Origin of the sequence: Pseudomonas putida, from assembly GCF_003228315.1 — a bacterium.
Classification (GTDB): Bacteria; Pseudomonadota; Gammaproteobacteria; order Pseudomonadales; family Pseudomonadaceae; genus Aquipseudomonas; species Aquipseudomonas putida_S.
Map to the genome: position 1 here is coordinate 5,467,871 of NZ_CP029693.1, position 15,077 is coordinate 5,482,947.

General features: G+C 59.5%; 12 protein-coding genes. All 12 read left to right on the forward strand.

The window, feature by feature from the left end; translation table 11 throughout:
• Nucleotides 1–19: 19 nt before the first annotated feature.
• The 12 genes from DKY63_RS25560 (at nt 20) to eno (ending at nt 15,024) form a co-directional block, all read left to right on the forward strand.
• Nucleotides 20–523, forward strand: coding sequence for an OmpH family outer membrane protein (locus tag DKY63_RS25560; protein WP_110966657.1), 504 nt, complete (start codon nt 20–22; stop codon nt 521–523).
• Nucleotides 524–526: 3 nt separating this feature from the next.
• Nucleotides 527–1,582 carry a UDP-3-O-(3-hydroxymyristoyl)glucosamine N-acyltransferase gene (gene lpxD / locus DKY63_RS25565; protein ID WP_110966658.1) on the forward strand — a complete coding sequence of 352 codons (1,056 nt, stop codon included), beginning with the start codon at nt 527–529 and terminating at the stop codon, nt 1,580–1,582.
• Between the two features lie 108 nt (nt 1,583–1,690).
• A complete protein-coding gene (fabZ, locus tag DKY63_RS25570) occupies nt 1,691–2,131 on the forward strand; it encodes a 3-hydroxyacyl-ACP dehydratase FabZ (RefSeq protein ID WP_110966659.1) in 441 nt (146 codons plus the stop codon).
• Nucleotides 2,128–2,904: an acyl-ACP--UDP-N-acetylglucosamine O-acyltransferase gene (lpxA, locus tag DKY63_RS25575; RefSeq protein WP_110966660.1), complete on the forward strand. Its 777-nt coding sequence runs from the start codon at nt 2,128–2,130 to the stop codon at nt 2,902–2,904. The genes fabZ and lpxA overlap by 4 nt, the downstream gene beginning before the upstream one ends.
• A gap of 2 nt (nt 2,905–2,906) precedes the next feature.
• Entirely contained in the window at nt 2,907–4,037 is a 1,131-nt protein-coding gene (gene lpxB / locus DKY63_RS25580) for a lipid-A-disaccharide synthase (RefSeq protein ID WP_110966661.1), read from the forward strand.
• Between the two features lie 11 nt (nt 4,038–4,048).
• Nucleotides 4,049–4,675, forward strand: a complete 627-nt coding sequence (gene rnhB, locus DKY63_RS25585; protein WP_110966662.1) for a ribonuclease HII — start codon at nt 4,049–4,051, stop codon at nt 4,673–4,675.
• Between the two features lie 74 nt (nt 4,676–4,749).
• Complete coding sequence (dnaE, locus tag DKY63_RS25590; protein WP_110966663.1) at nt 4,750–8,271, forward strand: DNA polymerase III subunit alpha; 3,522 nt, start codon at nt 4,750–4,752, stop codon at nt 8,269–8,271.
• Nucleotides 8,272–8,410: 139 nt separating this feature from the next.
• Nucleotides 8,411–9,358, forward strand: coding sequence for an acetyl-CoA carboxylase carboxyltransferase subunit alpha (locus DKY63_RS25595; RefSeq protein WP_110966664.1), 948 nt, complete (start codon nt 8,411–8,413; stop codon nt 9,356–9,358).
• Between the two features lie 133 nt (nt 9,359–9,491).
• The gene (gene tilS / locus DKY63_RS25600) at nt 9,492–10,820 is read left to right on the forward strand and encodes a tRNA lysidine(34) synthetase TilS (RefSeq protein WP_110966665.1); all 1,329 of its coding nucleotides are present in this window, start codon (nt 9,492–9,494) and stop codon (nt 10,818–10,820) included.
• Nucleotides 10,821–11,094: 274 nt separating this feature from the next.
• Nucleotides 11,095–12,726, forward strand: coding sequence for a CTP synthase (locus DKY63_RS25605; protein WP_110966666.1), 1,632 nt, complete (start codon nt 11,095–11,097; stop codon nt 12,724–12,726).
• Between the two features lie 5 nt (nt 12,727–12,731).
• Nucleotides 12,732–13,577, forward strand: a complete 846-nt coding sequence (gene kdsA, locus DKY63_RS25610) for a 3-deoxy-8-phosphooctulonate synthase (RefSeq protein WP_110966667.1) — start codon at nt 12,732–12,734, stop codon at nt 13,575–13,577.
• Between the two features lie 157 nt (nt 13,578–13,734).
• The gene (eno, locus tag DKY63_RS25615) at nt 13,735–15,024 is read left to right on the forward strand and encodes a phosphopyruvate hydratase (protein WP_110966668.1); all 1,290 of its coding nucleotides are present in this window, start codon (nt 13,735–13,737) and stop codon (nt 15,022–15,024) included.
• Nucleotides 15,025–15,077: the final 53 nt, after the last annotated feature.

Here is a 15,077-nt window from a genome sequence, read left to right on the forward strand (position 1 = left end):
GATTTTGTAGGAGTGCATCGTGCGTAAGTTGACTCAATTGGTTCTCCTGGCTTCCGTACTGGTAGCAGGTCCGGCGTTTGCCGATATGAAAATCGCCGTTCTGAACTATCAGATGGCCCTGCTGGAATCCGATGCGGCCAAGAAGTACGCCGTGGATGCCGAGAAAAAGTTCGGTCCTCAACTGACCAAGCTCAAGTCTCTGGAAAGCAGCGCCAAGGGTATTCAGGATCGCCTGATGGCCGGTGGTGACAAAATGCAGCAAGGCGAGCGTGAGCGTCTGGAGCTTGAGTTCAAGCAAAAGGCTCGTGACTTCCAGTTCCAGTCCAAGGAACTGAACGAAGCCAAAGCCGTCGCCGATCGGGAAATGCTGAAGCAGCTCAAGCCAAAACTGGATAGCGCTGTGGAAGAAGTCATCAAGAAAGGTGCTTATGACCTGGTCTTCGAGCGTGGCGCAGTTATTGATGTCAAACCTCAGTACGACATCACGCGCCAGGTTATCGAGCGCATGAATCAGCTGAAGTAATCCATGACAGCGACCATTAAACTCGGCCAATTGGCCGAGTTCCTCGGCGCCACCCTGCGTGGCGACCCAGAGAAAGCAATTACTGGGCTAGCCACCTTGCAGGAGGCTGGCCCAGCTCAGTTGAGCTTTCTTGCAAACCCCCAATACCGAAAATTCCTGGCAGGCAGCCAGGCGGCAGCGCTGTTGCTCAAGGCCGCTGACGCCGAAGGTTTTGCCGGAAATGCATTGGTCGTGCCTGATCCGTACGCGGCCTACGCTCGGGTGTCCCACCTGTTCGACCCCAAGCCCAAGGCGGCTGTCGGCATTCATCCGACCGCGGTGATTGCGGCGGATGCGGTAGTCGATCCGGCTGCGAGCATCGGTGCTTTTGTCGTCATCGAAAGCGGGGCGCATATCGCGGCGGGTGCCACCATCGGTGCGCATTGCTTTATCGGCGCACGCAGCGTTATCGGTGAAGGCGGCTGGCTCGCACCTCGCGTCACCCTGTACCACGATGTGCGCGTCGGCAAGCGAGTGGTGATTCAATCCGGTGCCGTACTCGGTGGCGAGGGTTTCGGATTCGCCAATGAAAAAGGCATCTGGCAGAAAATTGCCCAGATCGGTGGCGTGCTGGTCGGCGATGACGTGGAAATTGGCGTGAACACCGCCATCGACCGTGGTGCGCTGGCTGATACGATCATTGGCAATGGCGTGAAGCTCGACAACCAGATTCAAATCGCTCACAACGTTCAGATCGGTGACCACACCGCCATGGCGGCGTGCGTGGGAATCTCCGGCAGCACTAAAATCGGCAAACATTGCATGCTCGCCGGAGGCGTTGGCCTGGTCGGGCATATCGACATTTGCGACAACGTTTTCATCACCGGGATGACCATGGTGACCCACTCGATCACCGAGCCGGGTGCCTATTCTTCCGGTACGGCGATGCAGCCGGCAGCCGAGTGGCGCAAAAGCGCGGCACGCATACGTCAGCTCGATGACATCGCGCGGCGCTTGAGACAGCTTGAAAAGCAGACAGGGGAAGTGACCCCTGGCGGTAATGCTTCATCAGATGGCTGATACCATTTCCATATCAAGCGTGCGCAGCCGCTAGACTGCGTTCTTGATTTGCTAGAGGAGTGCGCGTTCATCGCGCGCTCCCAATCTTTACATAGGCTTCCCCCCGAAATGATGGACATCAACGAGATTCGCGAATACCTGCCTCACCGTTACCCGTTCCTGCTGGTGGATCGGGTCGTGGATCTGGATGTGGAAGAGAAGCGCATTCGCGCCTACAAGAATGTCAGCATCAACGAGCCGTTCTTCAATGGTCACTTCCCCGCGCATCCAATCATGCCGGGCGTGCTGATTATCGAGGCGATGGCTCAGGCCGCCGGGATCCTTGGTTTCAAAATGCTCGATGTGAAGCCGGCCGACGGCACCCTCTACTACTTCGTTGGTTCCGACAAACTGCGCTTTCGTCAGCCAGTATTGCCGGGCGATCAGCTGATTCTCGAAGCCAAGTTCATCAGCTGCAAGCGTCAGATCTGGAAGTTCGAGTGCCAGGCTTCGGTCGATGGCAAGCCGGTCTGCTCCGCCGAAATCATCTGCGCGGAACGCAAACTATGAGTTTGATTGACCCTCGTGCAATCATCGATCCGACGGCCGTTCTGGCCGACGGTGTCGAGGTCGGCCCGTGGTCGATCGTCGGCGCAGGTGTGGAAATCGGCGAGGGGACGGTCATCGGGCCGCACGTGATTCTCAAAGGTCCGACCCGAATCGGTAAGCACAACCGCATCTACCAGTTCTCATCGGTAGGCGAGGACACGCCGGACCTGAAATACAAGGGCGAAGAAACCCGCCTGGTGATCGGTGATCACAATGTCATTCGCGAAGGCGTGACCATTCACCGCGGGACTGTGCAGGATCGTTCGGAAACGACCCTGGGTGATCACAACCTGATCATGGCCTATGCGCACATCGGTCATGACAGCGTCATCGGCAATCACTGCATCCTGGTCAACAACACCGCGCTGGCGGGCCACGTCCATGTGGATGACTGGGCGATCCTGTCCGGCTTCACCCTGGTGCACCAGTATTGCCATATCGGTGCCCACAGCTTTTCCGGCATGGGCACGGCCATCGGCAAGGATGTTCCTGCTTATGTCACGGTGTTCGGCAATCCCGCCGAGGCCCGCAGCATGAACTTCGAAGGCATGCGTCGCCGTGGATTCAGCGAAGATGCCATTCACGCCCTGCGTCGTGCCTACAAGGTTGTTTATCGCCAGGGTCTGACTGTAGAGCAGGCGCTCGCCGAACTGGCTGAACCGTCGACCCAGTTCCCGGAAGTCGCTGTATTCCGTGACTCCATCCAGTCTTCGTCCCGCGGCATCACCCGCTGACCATGGCCAATCTGCGTATTGCGCTGGTGGCGGGTGAGGCTTCCGGCGACATTCTCGGCGCGGGTCTCATGCGCGCGCTCAAGGCTCGCCATCCGGCGGTTGAATTCATCGGTGTCGGCGGTCCGTTGATGCAGGCTGAAGGCCTGGCGTCCTACTTTCCGATGGAGCGCCTGTCGGTCATGGGCCTGGTGGAGGTACTGGGTCGCCTGCGCGAGTTGCTGGCACGCCGCAAGAAACTGGTGGCAGACCTCATCGCGGCGAAGCCGGATGTGTTCATCGGCATCGATGCGCCGGACTTCAACCTCAATATCGAACTCAAGCTGCGTCAGGCCGGGATCAAGACCGTGCATTACGTCAGCCCGTCGGTCTGGGCCTGGCGGCAGAAGCGGGTGCTGAAGATTCGCGAAGGTTGCGATCTGATGCTGACGCTGTTCCCGTTCGAAGCGAAATTCTACGAAGAGAAGGGTGTGCCAGTGCGATTCGTCGGGCACTCCCTGGCCGATGCCATTCCGCTTGAAGCCGATCGCGCCGCCGCACGAGCCGAACTGGGTTTGCCCGACGGACCGCTGGTGGCATTGATGCCAGGCAGTCGTGGCGGTGAAGTCGGTCGCCTTGGTGCACTGTTCCTCGATACTGCGCAGCGCCTGCGGGCCATGCGCCCTGGCGTGCGCTTCGTCTTGCCTTGCGCCAATGCGGAGCGACGCGCGCAGCTGGAAGAAATGCTGGCCGGTCGCGACCTGCCACTGACCCTGCTTGATGGCAAGTCCCACCTCGCCCTGGCCGCCTGCGACGCCGTGCTGATCGCCTCCGGAACCGCGACCCTGGAAGCCTTGCTGTACAAGCGGCCCATGGTGGTCGCCTATCGCCTGGCACCGCTGACGTTCTGGATTCTCAAACGCATGGTGAAAAGCCCTTATGTGTCCTTGCCGAACTTGCTGGCCCAGCGTTTGCTGGTGCCCGAGTTGCTGCAGGATGAGGCGACGGTCGATGCCTTGGCGCAGACCCTGTCACCACTGATCGAAGGTGGGCAGGAACAAACCCGCGGCTTCGACGAAATCCATCGTACCCTGCGCCTGGATGCCTCCAATCAGGCGGCGGACGCGGTACTGAACCTGATCGGCCAGACACGATGAGTAAAACAAGCATGCAGATGGGGCTGGATTTCACCCTGGTTGCCGAAGTTGAAGAGTTGGTTGCCGGTGTCGATGAAGTCGGTCGCGGCCCGCTCTGTGGTGCAGTCGTCACGGCGGCGGTGATTCTCGATCCGAATCGTCCGATCCTGGGCCTGAACGATTCGAAAAAGCTCACCGAAGCCCGTCGCGAAAAGCTCTACGACGAGATCTGCGAAAAAGCCCTGAGCTGGTGCATCGCCCGCGCGGAAGTCGAAGAGATCGATGAGTTGAACATTCTGCACGCCACCATGCTGGCCATGCAGCGTGCGGTAGCCGGTCTGCACATCCAGCCGAAGCTGGCGATGATCGACGGTAACCGCTGCCCGAAACTGCCGATGCGTGCCGAAGCCGTCGTCAAGGGTGACAGCAAGGTGCCGGCCATCGCGGCGGCATCGATTCTGGCGAAGGTCAGTCGTGATCGCGAGATGGCCGCCTTCGAACTGATTTACCCGGGTTACGGCATTGGCGGCCACAAAGGCTATCCGACGCCCGTTCATCTGGAAGCGCTCGTACGCTTGGGCCCGACCCCGATCCATCGACGCTCGTTCGCCCCGGTACGGCAAGCCTACGAGGCGCGAGAAAGCCTGATCGAGAGTTAGTCGCCAGGCTGATTTTTTTTAGCGAGGCCCGGTACAATCCGGGCCTTGTTGTTTTCATGACTCACAGGATCACTATGCCGGCTTCATTCGTTCACCTGCGCCTGCACACTGAATACTCCCTGGTCGACGGTCTGGTGCGGATCAAACCGCTGGTCAAGACCCTGGTCGGCATGGGCATGCCTGCTGTCGCTGTGACCGACCAGAACAACATGTGTTCCCTGGTCAAGTTCTATAAAAACGCCATGGGTGCCGGGATCAAGCCGATCTGCGGCGCCGACCTGTGGCTGTCGAACAAGGATCCGGATGCCCCGCTGAGCAAGATCAGCCTGCTGGTGATGAATCCCCTGGGCTACCGCAACCTGACCGAGTTGATCTCACGTGGCTACATCGATGGCCAGCGCAACGGTCTGGTGATCGTCGAGCGTGAGTGGGTGGCCGAAGCCAACGAAGGCCTGATCATGCTGTCCGCGGCGAAAGAGGGCGAGATCGGACAGGCGATGCTCAGCGGCAACCCGGGTGAGGCCGAAGCCCTGGCGCGTGAGTGGATGGCGGTGTTTGCGGACCGTTTCTACCTGGAAATCCAGCGCACCAACCGTCCCAATGATGAAGAACAACTGCACGGCGCGGTGGCGCTGGCAGACAAGCTCGGCGCACCGCTGGTCGCGACCAACGACGTGCGGTTTATCAAGCAAGGCGATTTCGAAGCCCACGAAACCCGCGTTTGCATCGGCGAAGGCCGTGCCCTCGACGATCCACGGCGCTCGAAGAATTACAGCGATCAGCAATACCTCAAAAGCGCCGAGGAAATGGCCGAGCTGTTCAGCGACATTCCCGACGCGCTGGAAAATACCGTCGAGATCGCCAAGCGTTGCAATATCGATGTGAAGCTGGGCAAGCACTTTCTGCCGGACTTCCCGACGCCCAATGGCATGGGGATCGACGACTACCTGCGTCATGTTTCCCACGAAGGCCTGGAAGAGCGTCTTGCGGTGTTGTGGCCGAAGGACACCACGCCCAATTACGAAGAGAAGCGCCAGGTCTACCTCGACCGTCTGAAGTTCGAGCTGGATATCATCATCCAGATGGGGTTCCCCGGTTACTTCCTGATCGTTATGGACTTCATCAAGTGGGCCAAGAATAACGGCGTGCCGGTCGGCCCGGGTCGTGGATCGGGTGCCGGTTCGCTGGTGGCCTACGTGCTGAAGATCACCGATCTTGATCCGCTGGCCTACGACCTGCTGTTCGAACGTTTCCTCAACCCGGAACGGGTTTCCATGCCCGACTTCGACGTCGACTTCTGCATGGACGGTCGCGACCGGGTGATCGAGTACGTGGCCGACGCCTACGGCCGTAACGCGGTGAGCCAGATCATCACCTTCGGCACCATGGCCGCCAAGGCGGTGGTGCGCGACGTGGCGCGGGTGCAGGGCAAGTCCTACGGCCTGGCCGACCGCCTGTCGAAGATGATTCCTTTCGAAGTGGGCATGACCCTGGAGAAAGCCTACGAGCAGGAAGAGATCCTGCGCGATTTCCTCAAGGTCGACGAGGACGCCAAGGAAATCTGGGACATGGCGCTCAAGCTCGAGGGCGTCTGCCGTGGTACCGGCAAGCACGCCGGTGGTGTGGTAATCGCACCGACCAAACTCACCGACTTCTCTCCGATCGCCTGTGATGAAGAGGGCGGCGGCCTGGTCACCCAGTTCGACAAGGATGACGTCGAGGCAGCCGGCCTGGTGAAGTTCGACTTCCTCGGTCTGCGGACCCTGACCATCATCAAGTGGGCGATGGAAACCATCAACCGCGAGCAGGCCAAGCAAGGCCTGGATGACCTGAACATCGACTTCATCCCGCTCGATGACAAGAAAACCTACGAGCTGCTGCAGAAAGCCGAAACCACCGCGGTGTTCCAGCTTGAATCGCGGGGCATGAAGGAGCTGATCAAGAAGCTCAAGCCCGACTGCCTGGAAGACCTTATCGCACTGGTGGCGCTGTTCCGTCCCGGCCCGCTGCAATCGGGCATGGTGGATGACTTCATCAACCGCAAGCACGGTCGCGCCGAACTGGCCTACCCGCACTCGGACTACCAGTACGAAGGCCTCAAGCCCGTATTGGCACCGACCTACGGCATCATCCTGTATCAGGAACAGGTGATGCAGATTGCCCAAGTCATGGCCGGTTACACCCTCGGTGGTGCGGACATGCTGCGTCGAGCCATGGGTAAGAAAAAACCCGAGGAAATGGCCAAGCAGCGCGGCGGTTTCATTGAAGGTTGCGCCACCAACAATATTGATCCTGACCTGGCCGGTAACATCTTCGACCTGGTGGAAAAATTCGCCGGTTACGGGTTCAACAAATCTCACTCTGCGGCCTACGGCCTGGTGTCCTACCAGACTGCCTGGCTCAAGACCCACCACCCGGCACCGTTCATGGCCGCGGTGCTGTCGGCGGATATGCACAACACCGACAAGGTCGTGACCCTGATCGAGGAAGTGCGCAGCATGAAGCTGCGCCTCGATGCGCCTGACGTGAACACCTCAGACTTCAAGTTCACGGTCAACAACGATGGTCGTATCGTCTACGGCCTGGGGGCGATCAAGGGAGTGGGCGAAGGTCCGGTCGAAGCCATTGTCGAAGCCCGTGCCAGCGGCCCGTTCAAGGATCTGTTCGATTTCTGCGGGCGCGTCGACCTCAAGCGCATCAACAAGCGAACCCTTGATGCCCTGGTACGCAGTGGTGCACTGGATCGTCTGGGGCCGTACTTCCATGACGAGCTCAAGGCTTACCAGGCCAACATCGACCGCAACCGCGCGGTGCTGCTGGCGGCGATGGAAGAGGCGATCAAGGCGGCCGAACAGACCGCACGCACCGCTGACAGTGGTCACGCCGACCTGTTCGGCGGCCTGTTCGTCGAAGAAGATTCAGACGTCTATGCCAATCATCGCAAAGCCCGGGAGCTGACCCTCAAGGAGCGGCTCAAGGGTGAGAAAGACACGCTGGGCCTGTACCTGACCGGTCACCCGATCGACGAGTACGAAGGTGAAATCCGCCGTTTCGCGCGCCAGCGCATCATCGATCTGAAACCTGCCCGTGATACCCAGACGGTTGCCGGCATGATCATCGCCTTGCGGGTGATGAAGAACAAAAAGGGCGACAAGATGGGGTTCATCACCCTGGATGACCGCTCGGGGCGCATTGAAGCGTCGCTGTTTGCCGACGCGTTCCACTCGGCGCAGGCCCTGTTGCAGACGGATGCGATGGTGGTGGTCGAAGGCGAAGTCAGCAACGACGACTTCTCCGGTGGCCTGAGGTTGCGGGTCAAGCGGGTGATGAGCATGGAAGATGCGCGCACCAATCTTGCCGAGAGCCTGCGCCTGAAGGTTCAGACCCAGGATCTCAAGGGTGATCAGCTACGCTGGCTGGGTGACCTGTTCAAGCGTCATCGCGGTGCGTGCCCGATCACCATGGAGTACACCAGCCCCGATGCGAAGGCCTTGCTGCAGTTCGGCGAGGGCTGGCGAATCGATCCGGCGGATGCGTTGATTCAAGCCTTGCGTGACCAGTTCGGGCGAGACAACGTCTTCCTCCAATACCGTTAACGGTCAGTGCTATCAGTTTGCCCTGATCTTGACCCGAATTTTTAATCTCGACCTGAACGCGCCTCTCCCTTAAGGTAGGGCGCGAATAGACAACCGGCCGGCCCAAGCTCTCTTGGATGTCGACCCAAGACGGACGCCTATGAACCCGAATTTTCTTGATTTCGAACAGCCGATCGCCGACCTGCAAGCCAAGATCGAAGAGTTGCGCTTGGTCGGTAATGACAATTCGCTGAATATCGGCGATGAGATCTCCCGCCTGCAGGACAAAAGCAGCACGCTGACCGAAGACATCTTCGGCAAGCTGACCAGCTGGCAGATCGCGCGTCTGGCGCGTCACCCGAAGCGCCCCTATACCCTGGACTACATCGACCACATCTTCACCGAGTTCGATGAATTGCATGGTGACCGCCACTTTTCCGACGACGCCGCCATCGTGGGCGGTATCGCGCGTCTGGAAGACCAGCCAGTGATGGTGATCGGTCACCAGAAGGGCCGCGAAGTGCGTGAAAAGGTTCGCCGCAACTTCGGCATGCCGCGTCCGGAAGGCTACCGCAAGGCTTGCCGCCTGATGGAAATGGCCGAACGCTTCAAAATGCCGATCCTGACCTTCATCGACACGCCGGGCGCTTACCCGGGTATCGACGCTGAAGAGCGTAACCAGAGCGAGGCGATTGCCTGGAACCTGCGCGTCATGGCTCGCCTGAAAACTCCGATCATCGCCACCGTGATCGGTGAAGGTGGTTCCGGCGGTGCGCTGGCGATCGGTGTCTGCGATCAGCTGAACATGCTGCAGTACTCGACCTACTCGGTGATCTCGCCGGAAGGTTGCGCTTCGATTCTGTGGAAAACCGCGGAAAAGGCACCGGATGCCGCCGAAGCCATGGGCATCACCGCCGAGCGCCTCAAAGGTTTGGGTATCGTGGACAAGGTGATTAACGAGCCCCTGGGCGGTGCGCACCGTGATCCGGCGGCTGCGGCTGCTTCGATCCGTGCCGAACTGTGCTCGCAACTGGCGATGCTCAAGAAGTTCGATCACAAGGCGCTGCTAGACCGTCGTTACGAGCGTCTGATGAGCTACGGTCTCTAATCGGGCCTCGCTTCATCCATGTGGGAGCGAGCTTGCTCGCGATAGCGGTATGACAGCCAACAAATTTGTTGAATGTTAAACAGCCTTCGCGAGCAGGCTCGCTCCCACAGTTGTTTTGTGTAAAAGGGTCGATATGAGCCAGTCCATGCCTGATTTAGCCGTCAGACTCATGCAGAACCTCGCACCCTGGCGCAACGCCAAAACCTGGCGCATTGCCTTCTCCGGTGGCCTTGACTCCACAGTCCTGCTTCACCTTCTTGCACACCTCGCAAAAACCGAATCCCTGCCAGCGCTGAGCGCTCTCCATGTCCATCACGGCCTTCAGGCTGCAGCAGACGCGTGGCCGCAACACTGTCAGTCGATCTGTGATGTGTTGGGCGTGCCGCTGCAGGTCGTTCGCGTTCAGGTTCAACCCGGCGCCAGCCTAGAACGGGCGGCCCGGGAGGCGCGATATGCCGCTTTCGTTGAGGCCATTCAGGCTGATGAACTGCTGCTGACCGCCCAGCACCGTGACGATCAGGCAGAAACCCTGCTGTTTCGCCTGTTGCGTGGCGCCGGTGTGCGAGGGTTGTCCGGTATGCCACGTCAGCGCCCGCTGGGGGGAGGGCATCTATTTCGGCCGTTTCTCGACATCACCCGGGCCGAACTGGAGGCCTACGCCAGAGAGCACCAGTTGCACTGGATCGAAGACCCCTCCAACCAGGATCGCCAGTTCTCACGCAACTACCTGCGTCATCAAGTATTCCCTGTATTGACCTCGCGCTGGCCACAAGTGGCGGCGACCATGGCCCGCAGCGCAGAACATCTGATTGAGGCGCAGGGGCTGCTCGATGATCTGGCACGGATCGACTTGAGTCAGGCACTCAATGCCAGTGAGTTCGATTGGCTGGGCGTGCCATCCCTGGAACTGGCACCACTGGCAAGTCTCTCCGCCGCCCGTCAGCGCAATGCTCTCAGTCACTGGCTTGCGCCGCGCACACGGATGCCCGATAGCGACCATTGGTCGGGTTGGGAGAATTTGCGCGACGCTTCCGGCGATGCCCGGCCAATCTGGCGTCTGGCGGATGGGGAATTGCATCGGGCGGGTGGGCGAATCTGGTGGCTGTCGGGCAGCTGGTTGCGTGCAGCGCCCGTGGTTGAAGCGTGGTCCGATCCCTCGCAACCGCTGATTTTACCCGGCAACGGCGTAATTACGCTGACCGGGCAAATCCCCGATGGGCCTTTGCAGATCCGCTATCGTGAAGGGGGAGAGGTGATGGACGTTCCGGGGCGCGGACATCGCGACCTGAAGCGTTTGCTCAATGAAAGCGGGCTCCCGCTGTTCGCGCGCGGCAGATTGCCGCTGCTGTTCGCAGGCGGGCAATTGCTGGCGATCGCCAATCTTGCAGGGCTCAATGGCGGTCCATCGGGTCGTTGGAATTTGCACTGGCAGCCCGGGGACGAAGATCAAGGTTTGAGATGAAAGGGGCATTCCGGTAGACTACGCTCCCTTCTTGATACAACTTCTGTGGATTCGCCTGAATTGCAGGAGTTGCCGATTACCAAGCAGTCTTTGCTGGGCGATTCCAAAAAATGTGTAGCGAGCAACGTACCGGTGTTTCATCTACCGGTCTGTCCCAACGCGGCGGTTTTTTTGAAAGGTGCACTGTGATTAATGCAGGTGATCGGGGGCTTCGGCCTTCCTTCGCTTTCCCCGGCGGCTCGGACCGCTTTAACGCAGACTTCTAGGGTTTTTCATGACGCGCTACATATTCGTCACGGGCGGTGTTGTTTCTTCATTGGGGAAAGGCATTGCATCGGCATCCTTGGCGGCCATCCTGGAGGCGCGGGGACTTAAGGTCACCATGCTGAAGCTGGATCCGTACATCAACGTCGACCCGGGCACCATGAGCCCGTTCCAGCACGGCGAAGTGTTCGTCACCCACGACGGCGCCGAGACCGACCTGGATCTGGGTCACTACGAGCGGTTCATCCGCACGACCATGACCCAGAACAACAACTTCACCACCGGTCGCGTCTACGAGCACGTGCTGCGCAAAGAGCGCCGTGGTGACTACCTGGGTGCAACCATCCAGGTGATTCCGCACATCACCGACGAAATCAAGCGCCGCATCATCAAGGGTGCTGGCGATGCCGACGTGGCCATGGTCGAGATCGGCGGTACCGTGGGTGACATCGAGTCGCAACCGTTCCTCGAGGCCATCCGTCAGCTGCGTTTCGAAGTCGGCGCCAAGCGCGCGATGCTGATGCACCTGACGCTGGTGCCGTACATCGCCACCGCCGGCGAGACCAAAACCAAGCCAACCCAGCACTCGGTCAAGGAACTGCGCTCCATCGGCCTGCAGCCTGACGTGCTGGTGTGCCGCTCCGATCACCCGATCGATGTTTCCTCCCGTCGCAAGATCGCGCAATTCACCAACGTTGAAGAACGTGCGGTCATCGGTCTGGAAGACGCCGACACCATCTACAAGATCCCAGGCATCCTGCACGCACAGGGGCTGGACGATTTCGTCGTCGAGCGTTTCGGCCTGCAATGCGGCGGTGCCGACCTGTCCGAATGGGACAAGGTCGTCGATGCCAAGCTCAACCCTGAGCACGAAGTCACCATCGCCATGGTCGGCAAGTACATGGAACTGCTGGACGCCTACAAGTCGCTGATCGAAGCGATGAGTCACGCCGGCATCAGCAACCGTACCAAGGTCAACCTGCGCTACATCGATTCCGAAGACATCGAAAACCAGGGCACTGCGCTGCTGGAAGGCGTCGACGCGATCCTGGTACCTGGCGGTTTCGGTCTGCGTGGCGTGGAAGGCAAGATCACTGCCGTTCAATACGCTCGTGAGAACAAGGTGCCGTACCTGGGTATCTGCCTGGGCATGCAAGTGGCGGTCATCGAGTTCGCTCGTAACGTCATGGGCTGGAAAGACGCCAACTCCACCGAGTTCGATCGTGCCAGCGGCCATCCGGTAGTGGGCCTGATCACCGAGTGGGAAGACGCCACCGGCGCGGTTGAAGTGCGTACCGAAGCGTCCGACCTGGGCGGCACCATGCGCCTCGGCGCTCAGGAATGCCTGCTCGAAGCCGGTTCCAAGGTGCACGATTGCTACGGCAAGGACGTGATCGTCGAGCGTCACCGTCACCGCTACGAAGTGAACAACAACCTGCTGCCACAAATCATGGAAGCCGGCCTGAAGATCTCCGGTCGTTCCGGTGATGGCGCGCTGGTTGAAGTGGTAGAGGCACCGGATCATCCATGGTTCGTTGCTTGCCAGTTCCACCCGGAGTTCACCTCGACGCCTCGTGACGGTCACCCGTTGTTCAGCGGTTTCGTTAAAGCTGCTTTGGCACAACACCAGAAGAAGGCGTAAACCTGATGGCGCAGAAGATCATCCGCGTAGGCGAAATCGAGATTGCCAACGACAAGCCGATGGTGCTGTTCGGTGGCATGAACGTGCTGGAAAGCCGCGATATGGCGATGCAGGTCTGCGAAGAATACGTGAAGGTTACCCAGAAACTGGGTATTCCTTACGTGTTCAAGGCCAGCTTCGACAAGGCCAACCGTTCCTCCGTCAACTCTTACCGTGGCCCCGGCCTGGAAGAGGGCATGCGGATTTTCCAGGACATCAAGCAAGCCTTCGGCGTACCGATCATCACCGACGTCCACGAGCCTGAGCAGGCCGCGGTCGTCGCTGAAGTCTGCGACATCATCCAGTTGCCGGCCTTCCTGTCGCGCCAGACCGACCTGGTGGTCGCGATGGCGAAGACCGGTGCGGTGATCAACATCAAGAAAGCCCAGTTCCTCGCGCCTCAGGAAATGAAACACATCCTGAACAAGTGCGTGGAAGCAGGTAACGATCAGTTGATCCTCTGCGAGCGCGGTTCGAGCTTCGGCTACAACAACCTGGTCGTCGACATGCTGGGTTTCGGCATCATGAAGCAGTTCGAATACCCGGTGTTCTTCGACGTGACCCACGCCCTGCAAATGCCGGGCGGTCGCGCTGATTCCGCGGGTGGTCGCCGTGCCCAGGTCCTCGACCTGGCGAAAGCCGGCATGAGCCAGTCTCTGGCCGGTCTGTTCCTGGAAGCCCATCCGGATCCGGACAACGCCAAATGCGACGGCCCTTGTGCCTTGCGTCTGGACAAACTGGAGCCATTCCTGGCCCAGCTCAAAGCGCTGGACGAACTGGTTAAGAGTTTTCCGACGGTAGAAACCGCGTAATCCTCATTTCTCCGGTAAAGTACCGCACGATTTAACGCTCAGGCCCTCGGGCCTGAGCCTTATCGTCCGCAAGTCTGCCCCGCTGTACATCGCTTGCCGACGGTAAAAGATTTCCTCTAGCTGCGTCGTTTTCGTCAACTTTGGAGTGTTTACAACAATGGCTAAAATCGTCGACATCAAAGGTCGTGAAGTTCTCGACTCCCGTGGCAATCCCACCGTGGAAGCGGATGTGCTTCTCGATAACGGCATCATCGGCAGCGCCTGCGCGCCGTCCGGTGCTTCCACTGGCTCGCGTGAAGCACTCGAGCTGCGTGATGGCGACAAGAGCCGTTACCTGGGCAAGGGTGTCCTCAAGGCCGTAGCCAACATCAACGGCCCGATCCGCGACCTGCTCAAGGGCACTGACCCAAGCGACCAGAAAGCGCTGGACCTGGCGATGATCAAGCTGGACGGCACCGAAAACAAAGCGACCCTGGGCGCCAACGCGATCCTCGCCGTTTCCCTGGCAGCAGCCAAGGCCGCCGCACAGGATCAGGACCTGCCGCTGTACGCTCACATCGCCAACCTGAACGGCACCCCGGGTGTCTACTCGATGCCGGTTCCGATGATGAACATCATCAACGGTGGCGAGCACGCCGATAACAACGTCGACATCCAGGAGTTCATGGTTCAGCCGGTTGGCGCCAAGTCCTTCTCGGAAGGCCTGCGCATGGGCACCGAAATCTTCCATCACCTCAAAGCCGTTCTGAAGGCCCGTGGCCTGAGCACTGCCGTGGGTGACGAAGGTGGTTTCGCGCCTAACCTGGCTTCCAACGAAGACGCCTTGAAAGTGATCTCCGAAGCCGTCGCCAACGCCGGCTACAAGCTGGGCACCGACGTGACCCTGGCTCTGGACTGCGCGGCCAGCGAATTCTACGAAGACGGCAAGTACAACCTGTCCGGCGAAGGCCAGGTGTTCACTGCTGAAGGTTTCGCCGATTACCTGAAAGGCCTGACCGAGCGTTACCCGATCATCTCCATCGAAGACGGTCTGGACGAGTCCGACTGGGCTGGCTGGAAGATCCTCACCGACAAGATCGGCGAGAAGACCCAGCTGGTGGGCGACGACCTGTTCGTGACCAACACCAAGATCCTGAAAGAAGGCATCGACAAGAAGATCGCCAACTCGATCCTGATCAAGTTCAACCAGATCGGCACCCTGACCGAAACCCTGGAAGCCATCCAGATGGCCAAGGCTGCCGGTTACACCGCCGTTATCTCGCACCGTTCGGGCGAAACCGAAGATTCGACCATTGCCGACCTGGCCGTGGGCACTTCGGCAGGCCAGATCAAGACCGGCTCCCTGTGCCGTTCCGACCGCGTTTCCAAGTACAACCAACTGCTGCGTATCGAAGAGCAGTTGAACGGCAAAGCCAAGTACAACGGTCGTGGCGAGTTCCGCGGTTGATTGATGGCTGAAAAAAAGACGACAGATTGTGTCGTAATATTCGCTACGGCGAC

Excerpts from the sequence above, each read along its gene's own strand:
- fabZ (WP_110966659.1), top strand. The coding sequence starts at position 1,691 with ATGATGGACATCAACGAGATTCGCGAATACCTGCCTCACCGTTACCCG.
- DKY63_RS25605 (WP_110966666.1), top strand. The coding sequence starts at position 11,095 with ATGACGCGCTACATATTCGTCACGGGCGGTGTTGTTTCTTCATTGGGG.
- rnhB (WP_110966662.1), top strand. The coding sequence starts at position 4,049 with ATGCAGATGGGGCTGGATTTCACCCTGGTTGCCGAAGTTGAAGAGTTG.
- eno (WP_110966668.1), top strand. The coding sequence starts at position 13,735 with ATGGCTAAAATCGTCGACATCAAAGGTCGTGAAGTTCTCGACTCCCGT.
- lpxA (WP_110966660.1), top strand. The coding sequence starts at position 2,128 with ATGAGTTTGATTGACCCTCGTGCAATCATCGATCCGACGGCCGTTCTG.
- kdsA (WP_110966667.1), top strand. The coding sequence starts at position 12,732 with ATGGCGCAGAAGATCATCCGCGTAGGCGAAATCGAGATTGCCAACGAC.
- dnaE (WP_110966663.1), top strand. The coding sequence starts at position 4,750 with ATGCCGGCTTCATTCGTTCACCTGCGCCTGCACACTGAATACTCCCTG.
- lpxD (WP_110966658.1), top strand. The coding sequence starts at position 527 with ATGACAGCGACCATTAAACTCGGCCAATTGGCCGAGTTCCTCGGCGCC.
- tilS (WP_110966665.1), top strand. The coding sequence starts at position 9,492 with ATGAGCCAGTCCATGCCTGATTTAGCCGTCAGACTCATGCAGAACCTC.
- lpxB (WP_110966661.1), top strand. The coding sequence starts at position 2,907 with ATGGCCAATCTGCGTATTGCGCTGGTGGCGGGTGAGGCTTCCGGCGAC.
- DKY63_RS25595 (WP_110966664.1), top strand. The coding sequence starts at position 8,411 with ATGAACCCGAATTTTCTTGATTTCGAACAGCCGATCGCCGACCTGCAA.